The sequence below is a fragment of the Brevundimonas diminuta 3F5N genome, assembly GCF_900163625.1.
In the GTDB taxonomy this organism is placed as follows: domain Bacteria; phylum Pseudomonadota; class Alphaproteobacteria; order Caulobacterales; family Caulobacteraceae; genus Brevundimonas; species Brevundimonas diminuta_A.
In genome coordinates this window covers 1-12,002 of the sequence record NZ_FUIE01000062.1, presented here as the reverse complement: position 1 = coordinate 12,002, position 12,002 = coordinate 1, and the positions used below count along the sequence as shown (strand labels likewise).

The window sequence follows — 12,002 nt, the reverse complement described above, 5'->3', positions numbered from 1 at the left end:
CACCGCGCTCATCCCTACCTCGCCGTCATTCTCGGGCTTGACCCGAGAATCCAGCCCCTCAACCTTTGAACAGGCATGGGTCGATGCGGTCGCCGTCGTGCTTGCTGGATTCTCGGGTCAAGCCCGAGAATGACGGCGAGGTAGGGATGAGCGCGGTGTTTGGCTCAGCTGACCTGCCGCTTCTCCAGCTTGCGGGCCAGGGTGCGGCGGTGCATCCCCAGTCGCCGCGCGGTCTCGGAGATATTGAAGTCGGTCTCGGCCAGCACCTCGTGGATGCGTTCCCACTCCAGCGTCTTGATCGAGGTCGAGCGCGCCGTCAGGGGCGCGTCGGGATCGCCCGCCTCGCGGCCGAAGGCGGCCTCGATGGCGTCGGTGCCGGCGGGCTTGGCCAGATAGTGCCGCGCGCCCAGCTTGATCGCCTCGACCGCCGTGGCGATGCTGGCGAAGCCGGTCAGCACCACGATCACCAGGTCGGGATCAAAGGCGTGTAGCGTCTGCACGCAGGTCAGGCCTGACGCCGTTCCCAGCTTCAGGTCCACCACGGCGTAGTCCGGATGATGCGTCTTCAGCAGTTCGACCATCTGATCGTGGCTGTGCGCCGAAACGACCTGATAGCCGCGCCGCTCGAACGACCGACGCAGGGTGCGCGAAAAGGACTCGTCGTCCTCGACGATCAGAAGCTGGCGGGGTTCGTCGGTCATGTCATTCCCTCTTTCCAGGCCTCTTATTTCGGGGCCAGGGCGTCGATCGGCAAGGTCAGCCGCACCATGGCGCCGGCAGCGCCGCCCTGCCCCCTGGGCCGGTTCACGGCCACGACCGTCCCGCCCAGCTTGCGCATCACATTCACCAGCAGGAACAGCCCCAGGCCCGAGCCCGCCCGCGCCTTGGTCGACTGATAGGGCTGGCCCAGCTTCTCGAGGATCGCTGAAGAGAAGCCCGGTCCGTCGTCCTCGAAGGCGATGAACAGCCCGCCCGCGTCAGCCGCGGCCCGCACCTCCAGGTTCCGCGCCCCGGCCTCATGGGCGTTGTCCAGAAGCGCGCTGAACACCTGCTTCAGGGCCGGATCGGCGATGATGCTCGGATTGCCGGGCGCCGGGCCGTCCAGGGTCACGCGCATGGCCTCGCCCGACTTGTCGGACCACTCGGCGATGATCTCCTGCAGGAAGGCCTTCAGGGTGGTGACGGTGGGCGCCTCGCCGCGCGCCTCGCCCGCTGACATCAGGATGTTGGTGACGATGGATTTGCAGCGCTCGACCTCGGCCTGCATCTGCTCGATGTCGTGCACCAGGTCGTCGTCGCGGTTCAGCGCGGGCATCCGCCGCCAGTCGCTGAGAATGACCGAGAGCGAGGCGAGCGGCGTGCCCAGCTCATGCGCCGCGCCCGAGGCCAGCAGGCCCATGCGCACGATGTGATCCTGCTCCGCCGCCTGCTGTCGGGCCTCGGCCAGATAGGCGTCGCGGGCGCGCACGTTCTGACTGGTGCGGGTGACGAAGGCCACCAGCAGCACGGCGATCAGGATGAAGTTGATCAAGGCGCCCTGCTGGATCAGACCCAGCCGCGCATCGGCCCCGGCGGGCAGGTCCAGCGGCTGCCGCCAGATCGCCAGGAAGGCCAGGCAGGCCCCGGTCGCCAGCACGAAGCCCCAGGCGTAGGCCGGGCGCAGCAGCACCGCCGCCAGCACCACCTGCATCAGATACAGGGCCGCGAACGGATTGGTCGCCCCGCCGCTGAAGTAGAGCAGCCAACTCAGCGCCGCCACGTCGACGCACAGGGCCAGCAGGATCTCAGGGTCAGTCACGACCTTGCGTCGCAGCGTCACCGGCGCGCTGACGAGGTTCATCACCGCCAGCGCCGTGGGCGCGAGCAGCAGCGGCCCCAGCGGAAGGTGAATGCCCAGGCCCCAATGGACGATGACGATGGTCGCCACCTGACCGATCACCGCCAGCCAGCGCAACTGGATCAGCAGCAGCATGTTGCGCCGCCCGGCCGCGCCCGGCGACACCGGCGTCTCGGCGTTGGCGTCCATGCCCATCAGGGTGCGGGCGAAGCGGCTCAGGGTCTGGGTCTGCATCATCGGCTCCCCAGCCTACGACGCCGCTCCTCGCGCAGCCACAGCACCGCGCCTCCCGCCGACATCAGCGCCAGGCCGAACCAGGTCAGAGCGTAGACCAGATGGCTGTTGGCGAACCGCACCACCGTCAGCCCGCCGCGCGGCCAGCCGCCCGGATTGGGCGTCGCGTCGGCGTCGATGAAATAGGGAGCAACCGGGCCGCTCAACTGCTTGGCCCCAGCGATCGCCGCCACATCGCGCGAGAACCAGCGATCGCCCGTCGGATCATTGTCGCGCAGAAAGCCGCCCTTCGGTTCGCTGATCCGCAACAGACCGGTGACGGAGACCGGCCCCTCGACCTGTCCTTCGGCGCGGGTTTCGGGCGCCGCGCGCTCGGCCGGGACGAAGCCTCGGTTGATCAGGACGGTGAAGCCCCGCGCGTCCGTCAGCGGCGTCACGACCCAGAAACCCGGCCCCAGGTCCGTCACCGCCTTCACCCGGACCTCACGGTCATGCGCGAAGCGGCCGTCGGTCGTGACGCGGCGGTACTGGTCCGCCTCGCGCGTCACGGCGCCGAACCCTTGCGGCCCCGGCGCCGGGACAGGATCGGCGTGGATGCGGCTGTCGACCTGGCGGATCAGCTCCTGCTTCCACGCCAGGCGTTGGACCTGCCAGACGCCCAGCGCCGAAAAGCCCGCGATCAGCACGGTGAACGCCGCCAGCCCTGCGACCCGTCGACGGCGTGAAACCGGGCCGGGAACCGGATCGGGGGCCGATGGCGTCAAACGGCGGTCTCCGCGTGCGAGAGGGCTCAGCCCATCCCCTGCATGTCGTGGACGGGCATCATGTTGGTGTTCAGGTGATACATGACCCAGACCGAACCGGCGACGGCGATGACCACGATCACCAGGGTGAAGATCAGCGCCAGCATGTTCCATCCGCCCTCGGACTTATGGTTCATGTGCAGGAAGAAGATCATGTGCACCACGATCTGCACCACGGCGAAGGCCGTGATGATCAGACCCGTCAACTGCGGCGCCAGCACCCCGGCCATGACCAGCCAGAACGGAATGGCAGTCAGCACGACCGACAGGCCGAACCCGATCAGATAGCCCTTGTAGGTGCCGTGATCGTGGTCGTCGCCGTGGTGATCGTCGTGATGGTCCACGGCGTGCTCGTTTTGGGCTTCAGCGCTCATCGCAGCATCCCGAACAGATAGACGAAGGTGAAGACGCCGATCCAGATGACGTCCAGGAAGTGCCAGAACAGGCTCAGGCACATGAGGCGGCGCTTGTTGGCCTGGATCAGGCCCTTCTGACTCACCTGGATCATCAGCGTGACCAGCCAGATAATGCCGAAGGTGACGTGCAGGCCGTGCGTGCCCACCAGGATGAAGAAGGCCGACAGGAAGCCGCTGCGCTGGGGCGTGGCGCCCAGGTGGATCATGTGGGCGAACTCATAGAGCTCGATCCCCAGGAAGCAGAGGCCGAACAGGCCGGTGATCGCCAGCCAGGCCTGCGTCTGCGCCACCTTGTTGCGGTACATCGCCAGCATGGCGAAGCCGTAGGTGATCGACGAGAACAGCAGCATCGACGTGTTCACCGCCACCAGCGGCAGGTCGAACAGATCCTTGGGCGCCGGACCCGCCGCATAGTTGCCGCCCAGCACGGCGTAGACAGCAAACAGGATCGCAAAGATGAGGCAGTCGCTCATCAGATACATCCAGAAGCCCAGCATGGTGCTGTGGCCTTCCGGGTGGTGCGGCTCCTCTACCGGGTGGAAGATCGGCCGCCCGGCGTCGTCGACATAGTCGGGGTTGAGGGAAGGTGCGTGGCTCATCGGATCACCCCTGCGTCGCTGCTGCGGCCGCCAGGGCCTTGGTGCGCGCGTCCTCGGTCGCCTGAACCGTCTCGGCCGGGATGTAGTAGTCGCGCTTGTAGTTGAAGGTGTGGAAGATGGCGTAGCCGATCAGGGCCGCGAAGCTCGCCGCCGCCAGCCACCAGATGTACCAGATCAGCGCAAAGCCCAAGATCAGCGACAGCGCCGACAGGATGAACCCCGCCCCGGTGTTGGAGGGCATGTGGATCGGCTTGAAGCCTTCGGTCGGGCGTTCATAGCCGCGCGCCTTCATGTCCCACCAGGCGTCGCCGTCGTGGATGATCGGCGTCTTGGCGAAGTTGTAGTCCGGCGGAGGCGACGAGGTGGCCCACTCCAGGGTGCGGCCGCGCCAGGGGTCGCCCGTCTCGTCGCGCAGCTTGTCGCGGTTGATGATGCTGACGGCGAACTGGATCAACATGGCCAGGATGCCGACGGCGATGATCGCCACGCCCACGCCCGCGATGATGAACCAGATCTGATAGGCCGGATCGTCGAAGACCCGCATCCGCCGCGTCACGCCCATGAAGCCCAGGACGTACAGCGGCATGAAGGCCATCCAGAAGCCGACCACCCAGCACCAGAAGCTGACCAGCCCCCACTTCTTCTCCAGCTTGAAGCCGAAAGCCTTGGGCCACCAGTAGTTGATTGCGGCGAACAGGCCGAACAGCACCCCGCCGATGATGACGTTGTGGAAGTGAGCGATCAGGAACAGGGAGTTGTGCAGCACGAAGTCCGCCGGCGGCACCGCCAGCATGACGCCCGTCATCCCGCCGATCACGAAGGTCAGCATGAAGGCGACCGTCCACATCATCGGCAGCTCGAACCGGATGCGGCCGCGGTACATGGTGAACAGCCAGTTGAACAACTTGGCCCCTGTCGGGATCGAGATGATCATCGTCGTGATCCCGAAGAAGGAGTTCACGGACGCGCCCGAGCCCATGGTGAAGAAGTGGTGCAGCCACACCAGGTAGGACAGGATGGTGATGACCACCGTCGCATAGACCATGGAGGTGTAGCCGAAGAGCTTCTTGCCCGAGAAGGTCGAGGTGACTTCGGAAAACACGCCGAACAGCGGCAGGATCAGGATGTAGACCTCCGGGTGGCCCCAGATCCAGATCAGGTTCACGTACATCATCGGGTTGCCGCCGAAGTCGTTCGTGAAGAAGTTGGTGCCGATGTAGCGGTCCGCCGACAGCAGCACTAGCGTCGCCGTCAGGATCGGGAAGGAGGCGACGATCAGGACGTTGGCGCACAGCGAGGTCCAGGTGAAGACCGGCATCTTCATCAGGCCCATGCCCGGCGCGCGCATCTTCACGATGGTCGCGATCAGGTTGATGCCGGACAGGGTCGTCCCTACCCCCGCGACCTGCAGCGCCCAGATATAGTAGTCGACCCCGACGCCGGGGCTGTAGCCGATGCCCGACAGCGGCGGATAGGCCAGCCAGCCGGTGCGCGCGAACTCGCCGATGAACAGCGAGGCCATGACCAGCACGGCCCCCATCGTGGTCATCCAGAAGCTGAAGTTGTTCAGGAAGGGGAAGGAGACGTCCCGCGCCCCGATCTGCAACGGCACCAGATAGTTCATCAGGCCGGTGATCATGGGCATGGCCACGAAGAAGATCATGATCACGCCGTGGGCGGTGAAGATCTGATCGTAGTGGTGAGCGTTGAGGTAGCCCTCGGACCCGCCGAAGGCCATGGCCTGCTGAATCCGCATCATGACCGCATCGGCGAAACCGCGCAGGAACATGACCAGACCCAGGATCATGTACATGATCCCGATCTTCTTGTGGTCGACGGTGGTGAACCACTCCGTCCAGAGATAGCCCCACAGCTTGTAGCGGGTGATGAGGGCCAGCATCCCCAGACCGCCGATGACGACGACGGCGAAGGTGGCGACCAGAATGGGCTCGTGGAACGGAAGCGAGTCCCAGTTCAACCGGCCCAGAAGCGGCGATGTGGAATGTTCGACAGTCATGATCGTTCAGGCGCTCAGGATTGCGACGCGACGGGCGCGGACGCCGTGGAAGGCGCGGAGAAGAGGGAGGCGAGACGCTCGCCCGGCTCGGATCGGCCGGGGCGTTCCAGCCCCTGCCCCATGACCCGGTTCAGCGGCGTGTCGCGAACGACGTCCTCGCCGAAGGCCTGACGACGGCGCGCGGCCTCGACCGCGGCGGCCTCGGCCTCCAACGGCGTGCACAGCGTCATCACATAGGACTCGCCGGCGCCGAACACGGCGTCGCCGCGACGGGCGTATTTGTCATAGACCAGCGGCAAGGTGTTCTTGACCGCCGCCAGACCCAGACCGCCCTTCTTGTCGATGTCCATCATCTCGCCCATGCACATCTTGCCCGGCTCGACGCACATGTTGACCACGGCGTCGAACAGGCGGTCGTCGACCGAGGCGTAGTGCAGGACCGGCACCTTCTCGCTGGGCTTCTCCAGCTCCAGATAGGTGTCGCGATCCAGGCCCTGGTTTGAGGCCCGCACGCCCGCGACCCACTGGTCGAACCCGGCCTGATCCAGACCATGGAAGGCGAACCGCATGTTCGAGAAGCCGTCGCCGGAATAGTTGGCCGAGAAGCCGACGTATTCGCCCGGACGGTTGATGACGGCGTGCAGCTTCGTCTCCATGCCCGGCATGGCGTAGATCTGACCGGCCAGGGCGGGGATGTAGAAGGAGTTCATCACCCCGGTCGAAGTGATGTGGAAGCGGATCGGCCGATCAACCGGCGCAGCCAGTTCGTTCACGGTGGCGATGCCGTATTCAGGGTAGATGAACAGCCATTTCCAGTCCATCGCCACCACCTCGACCTGCAACGGACGGTGATCCTCGGGGACGGCCTTCCCCTCGGCGATGCGGTCCAGCGGGCGATAGGGGTCCAGCAGGTGCGTCCCGGCCCAGGTTATGGCGCCCAGGCAGATGATGATCAGCAGCGGTGCGGCCCAGATCACCAGCTCCAGATGGGTCGAGTGATCCCAGTCCGGCTCGTAGCGCGCCTCCCGGTTCGATTCCCGATACTTCCAGGCGAAAAAGACGATCATCGCCATCACGGGAATGACGATGATCAGCATCAGCACCACCGACCAGACCAGCAGATCGCGCTGCTGGGCGGCGATGTCGCCGGCGGGCGCCAAGACCACGGCCTCGCAGCCGGGCAGCAGGGCCAGAAGGGGCAACAGCAACAGGGGGCGCAGTCGGCGCACGGCGGCTCCAGTCGAGGTTCGAGGCAAGGGCACGGTCATCTTGCAGGCCCCGTAACCCCGCCCCCGAACAGGCGACATTGGACAATCTGCCCTATCCCCTGTTCCGACCATCGGGAGCAAAGGGGCTGTTTCAACATTCTACTGTCGCGGGCGCGCGTGCGCCCCGGTTCCTGGAGCCTCATCGGTCATGAACGCAGCCAGCGGCGCGCCTTCTTCAGAGCCCCTCGAACGGGACGCCAGCCGGATCAACGCGCGAGACGGCAAAATCGACGCGGGCGAAATCGCCATCGGCGTCATCATCGGCCGGACGTCGGAATTCTTCGACTTCTTCGTCTACGCCATCGCCTCGGTCGTGGTCTTCCCGCAGTTGGTCTTCCCCTATGCGGGTCCGCTGGGCGGGACGCTGCTGTCCTTCGCCGTCTTCGCCGTGGCCTTCATCGCCCGGCCGTTCGGCACCGCCCTGTTCATCGCCGTCGACCGGCGCTTCGGGCGCGGGACCAAGCTGACCATCGCCCTGTTCCTGCTGGGCCTGTCGACCGTCTGCCTGGGCTTCCTGCCGGGACATGCGCAGGTCGGCCACTGGTCGGCCGCCATGCTGATCGCCCTGCGGATCGGCCAGGGCGTGGCCCTGGGCGGCGCCTGGGACGGCATGGCCTCCCTGCTGGCCGTCGCCGCGCCCGAAAAGCGTCGCGGCTGGTACGCCATGGTGCCGCAGCTGGGCGCGCCCTTCGGTCTGATCGTCGCCAGCGCCCTGTTCGCCTACTTCCTCAGCAAGCTGTCGGCCGCCGACTTCATGGACTGGGGCTGGCGCTATCCCTTCTTCGTGGCCTTCGCCATCAACGTGGTGGCCCTGTTCGCGCGCCTGCGGATCGTGGTCACGCCCGTCTTCCAGGCCGCCTTCGAGACGCTGGAGCTGCACCCTACCCCCGTCTCCAAGGCCGTGCGCGAAGAAGGCGGAAGTATCGTCATCGGCGCCTTCGCCCCCCTGGCCAGCTTCGCCATGTTCCACATGGTGACGGTGTTCCCGCTGTCGTGGGTCTTCCTCTACACCGACGAGGCGCCCAGCCGCTTCCTGATGATCGAGCTGATCGGCGCCGTCTTCGGCCTGTTCGCCATCCTGGCCTCGGGCTGGCTGGCCGACCGTTACGGCCGCCGCGCGCTGCTGGCCGTCACGGCCGCGGGCATCGCCGCTTTCTCGGGCTTCGCGCCCCAGCTTCTGGACGGCGGCCCGGCGGGCGAGCTGACCTATATGATCCTGGGCTTCATCCTGCTGGGTCTGTCGTTCGGCCAGGCCTCGGGCGCCATCGCCTCCAGCTTCAGCCTGACCAACCGCTACACCGCCTCGGCCCTGACGTCAGACCTCGCTTGGCTGTTCGGCGCTGGCTTCGCCCCGCTGGCGGCCTTGGCGTTGTCGGGCAAGTTCGGCCTGGTGGCGGGCGGCGCTTATCTGCTGTCGGGCGCCATCTGCACCCTGCTGGCCCTGTGGCTGAACCGCGAACTGGCCAAGGGCCGCGCGGGCGCCAAGGCGTAGGGCCTTCTCTAAGGCCCAAGATCAAGGGGCGCGGCCACCCGGTCGCGCCCCTTTTGTTTGCGCTATTGCTCGACGCGCGGCGCCTCGCTGTTTGAGCGCGGTGGTGTGTGGGCAGCCCTGCGCCTTGGCCTTGCGGCGCCAATGGGTCAGCAGGTGTTCGGTGTAGCCGTTCGGCTGTTCCCTGCCCTTGAACACCAGGTCGCAGGCCGCCTGCCACGCCGGGCCTTCATAGGCGGGCGCCAGCGGGCGATAGGCCGCATCGCCCGCGTTCTGGCGATCCACGACCACAGCCATGCGCTTCAGCGCCTCCATGACCGCGTCCTCGGTCGTAACGCCATGACGCAACCAGTTGGCCAGGTGCTGGCTGGAGATGCGCAGCGTCGCCCGATCCTCCATCAGGCCCACGTCGTGGATGTCCGGCACCTTGGAGCAACCCACCCCCTGATCCACCCAGCGCACGACATAGCCCAGGATGCCCTGCGCGTTGTTGTCCAGTTCCTGCCGGATCTCGTCATCGCCCGGCGTTCCCGTCATGAACGGCGGGGTCAGCAAAGGCGTCAGGCCGGTCGGCGCGCGCTTGGCGATCTCGGCCTGACGCGCCCAGACGTCGACCTCATGATAATGCAGGGCGTGCAGGGTCGCCGCCGTCGGCGAGGGCGTCCACGCCGTCGAGGCGCCCGCGCGCGGATGGCCCGCCTTGGCCGCCAGCATGTCGCCCATGCGGTCGGGCGCGGCCCACATCCCCTTGCCGATCTGCGCCCGGCCCGACAGACCTGCCTTCAGGCCGATGTCGACGTTGCGGTCCTCATAGGCCTTGATCCAGCCGGTCTCGCGCACCGCCTCCTTGCGGACGACAGGGCCGCCTTCCATCACCGTGTGGATCTCATCGCCCGTGCGATCCAGGAAGCCGGTGTTGATGAAGACCACCCTGCCCTTCGCCGCCGCGATGCAGTTCATCAGATTGACGCTGGTGCGGCGCTCCTCGTCCATGATGCCCATCTTCAGCGTCAGGGCGGGCAGGCCCAGCATGACCTCGACGGCGCCGAACAGCTCGTCGGTGAAGGCCACCTCGTCCGAGCCCTGCATCTTGGGCCGCACGACATAGACCGAGCCCGCCGGACTGTTGCGCGCCTCAGGCGGACGACGCAGGTCGTGCAGGCCGATCAGGCCCGTCATGGCGATGTCCAGCAGATGCTCCGGCGTCTCGCGCCCGTGGGCGTCCAGCACAGCGTCGGTCGTCAGGTGCAGGCCGACGTTGCGCACCAGCATCAGGCTGCGCCCCTTCAGCGCCAGCGTCGATCCATCGGGCGCCGTATAGAGGCGGTCCGGGTTCAGGCGCCGCTCGACGGTGCGCCCGTCCTTCTCGAAATCGGCCTGAAGGTCGCCGCGCATCAGGCCCAGCCAGTTGGCGTAGACCAGCCGCTTGTCCGCCGCATCGACGGCGGCGACGCTGTCCTCGGCATCGGCGATGGCCGACAGGGCCGCCTCGACCAGCACGTCGGCGACGCCCGCCGGGTCGTCCCGGCCGATGCGGTGCGCGCGGTCGATGACGATCTCCAGATGCAGGCCGTTGTGGCGCAGCAGAACGCCCGACGGTTCATTGGCTGCACCGGAATAGCCGACGAACACCTCCGCGCCCGCCAACCCCGTCTCAAGCCCGCCGTCCAGCATCACGATCAGCCGGCCATGCTCGACCCGATAGGCTGTCGCCTGAGCGTGCGATCCGGTCGCCAGCGGCGCCGCCTGATCCAGAAACGCGCGGGCGCAGGCGATGACCTTGGCGCCGCGCTCGACGTCATAGCCGCCCGCCTTGGGCGCCTCGCCCAGCGCATCCGTACCGTAAAGCGCGTCATACAGGCTGCCCCAGCGCGCATTGGCCGCGTTCAGCAGATAGCGGGCGTTGGTCAGGGGCACGACCAGCTGCGGCCCGGCCATGGTGGCGATCTCAGGGTCGACGTTCGCCGTCTCGGCCCTCACGCCGTCGCGCTCGTTCTCGATATAGCCGATCTCGCGCAGATAGGCCTGATAGGCCGCCTGATCCGGCTGGCCCGGATAGGCCCGGTGCCAGTCGTCCAGCTTGGCCTGAAGTTGATCGCGGCGTTCCAGCAGGTCGCGGTTGCGTCGGCCGAACTGGGCCAGCAGCCCCTCGACACCGGCCCAGAAGGCTGCGGCGCTCACGCCCGTATCCGGCGTCGCCTGATCGCGCACGAAGGCGTCCAGCTCGGCGGCCACCTTCAGGCTGCCGTGGCGGACATAGGCGTCGGCGGAGGTCTTGGGGGCGTCGAACATGGCGGTCTCCTTCATCGCCCAGACTAGTCGCGCCCTGCTTCGCTATCCACGGCGAAGAAAGACATCTATCTTTGCAAAATACACAATGATGAGACCCCGCCATGCTGGCCGAGTATGAAATCTTCGTCCGTGCGCTGGAGGAAGGCAGCCTGTCCGCCGCCGCGCGTCGGCTGGACCTGTCGCCCGCCGTGGCCTCGCGCAGGCTGGCGCGGCTGGAGGACCGGCTGGGGGTGCGGCTGATCGAGCGCACCTCACGCCGTCTGGCCCCGACCGAGGCGGGGCGGCTGGTCTATGACCGCGCGGCGCAGTTGCTAGAGGGGGTCGAGGATCTGGAGGCCGTGGTGTCGCGCCGCACGACCCAGGCGCGCGGCCTGCTGCGCGTCTCGGCCCCGACCTCGTTCGGGCGGCGACGGCTGGCGCCCCTGCTCCAGCCGTTTCTGGCGGCGCAGCCCCGCCTGACGCTGGAGTTGAACCTGACCGACGCCTTCGTCGATCTGATGGCCGAGGACGTGGACGTGGCGGTGCGGATCGGCAGCTATGAGGCGGCTGATCCGCTGATGCATCGTCTGGCGCCGAACCGGCGGGTGCTGTGCGCCTCGCCCGCCTATCTGGCCGAGCACGGCGCGCCGAACAGTCTGGACGACCTGCGCCGCCACGCCCAGCTGGCGGCCGAAAACCAGTCGACCTGGCGGTTGGAAGGCCCCGAAGGCCCCGTCGTCTTTCGCGCGCGCAGCCGGGTGCGGACCAACTCAAGCGAAGTGGCGCGTGAACTGGCGCTGGCGGGCGGCGGCGTCGCCCTGCGCTCGACATGGGACGTCGGCGATGAACTGCGCGACGGGCGGCTGAGGGTGGTGCTGCCACAATATTCAGGATCGTCGGACGTGGCGATCTTCGCCCTGACGGCGGGCCGGGCGCGGGCCGAAACCCGCGTCCGCGCCTTCATCGACTTTCTGTCCGGCCTCTACGGAGAGACGCCGGAGTGGGACAAATGACCCCTTCTCCCCTTGAGGGAGAAGGTGGACGGCGAAGCCGGACGGATGAGGGGTG

General features: G+C 67.1%; 10 protein-coding genes. 2 read left to right on the top strand and 8 right to left on the bottom strand.

The window, feature by feature from the left end; genetic code table 11:
* Window positions 1-164: 164 nt before the first annotated feature.
* The 7 genes from FM111_RS12100 to cyoA are packed head-to-tail and all read right to left on the bottom strand — an operon-like array spanning window position 165 to window position 7,135.
* Window positions 165-701 (bottom strand): response regulator transcription factor, encoded by a 537-nt coding sequence (locus FM111_RS12100; RefSeq protein ID WP_087141195.1) that lies wholly within the window; start codon window positions 699-701, stop codon window positions 165-167.
* Between the two features lie 23 nt (window positions 702-724).
* Window positions 725-2,074 (bottom strand): ATP-binding protein, encoded by a 1,350-nt coding sequence (locus FM111_RS12095; RefSeq protein ID WP_256968249.1) that lies wholly within the window; start codon window positions 2,072-2,074, stop codon window positions 725-727.
* Entirely contained in the window at window positions 2,071-2,835 is a 765-nt protein-coding gene (locus tag FM111_RS12090; protein ID WP_087141194.1) for an SURF1 family protein, read from the bottom strand. Before FM111_RS12090 ends, FM111_RS12095 begins: the two co-directional genes overlap by 4 nt.
* Window positions 2,836-2,861: 26 nt before the next feature.
* Window positions 2,862-3,248, bottom strand: a complete 387-nt coding sequence (gene cyoD, locus FM111_RS12085) for a cytochrome o ubiquinol oxidase subunit IV (RefSeq protein ID WP_087141193.1) — start codon at window positions 3,246-3,248, stop codon at window positions 2,862-2,864.
* Entirely contained in the window at window positions 3,245-3,889 is a 645-nt protein-coding gene (gene cyoC / locus FM111_RS12080) for a cytochrome o ubiquinol oxidase subunit III (RefSeq protein WP_087141192.1), read from the bottom strand. Before cyoC ends, cyoD begins: the two co-directional genes overlap by 4 nt.
* A gap of 4 nt (window positions 3,890-3,893) precedes the next feature.
* Complete coding sequence (cyoB, locus tag FM111_RS12075; protein WP_087141191.1) at window positions 3,894-5,906, bottom strand: cytochrome o ubiquinol oxidase subunit I; 2,013 nt, start codon at window positions 5,904-5,906, stop codon at window positions 3,894-3,896.
* 14 nt (window positions 5,907-5,920) lie between these two features.
* Window positions 5,921-7,135 (bottom strand): ubiquinol oxidase subunit II, encoded by a 1,215-nt coding sequence (gene cyoA / locus FM111_RS12070; RefSeq protein ID WP_087141190.1) that lies wholly within the window; start codon window positions 7,133-7,135, stop codon window positions 5,921-5,923.
* A gap of 187 nt (window positions 7,136-7,322) precedes the next feature.
* Between cyoA and FM111_RS12065 the strand changes: the two genes are divergently transcribed.
* Complete coding sequence (locus tag FM111_RS12065) at window positions 7,323-8,666, top strand: MFS transporter (protein WP_087141189.1); 1,344 nt, start codon at window positions 7,323-7,325, stop codon at window positions 8,664-8,666.
* A gap of 21 nt (window positions 8,667-8,687) precedes the next feature.
* Here the strand turns inward: FM111_RS12065 and FM111_RS12060 are convergent, their stop codons facing one another.
* Window positions 8,688-10,955 carry a malate synthase G gene (locus tag FM111_RS12060; RefSeq protein ID WP_256968248.1) on the bottom strand — a complete coding sequence of 756 codons (2,268 nt, stop codon included), beginning with the start codon at window positions 10,953-10,955 and terminating at the stop codon, window positions 8,688-8,690.
* Window positions 10,956-11,056: 101 nt separating this feature from the next.
* On the opposite strand from FM111_RS12060, the gene FM111_RS12055 reads away from it, so the two are divergent.
* Entirely contained in the window at window positions 11,057-11,947 is an 891-nt protein-coding gene (locus FM111_RS12055) for a LysR family transcriptional regulator (protein ID WP_087141188.1), read from the top strand.
* Window positions 11,948-12,002: the final 55 nt, after the last annotated feature.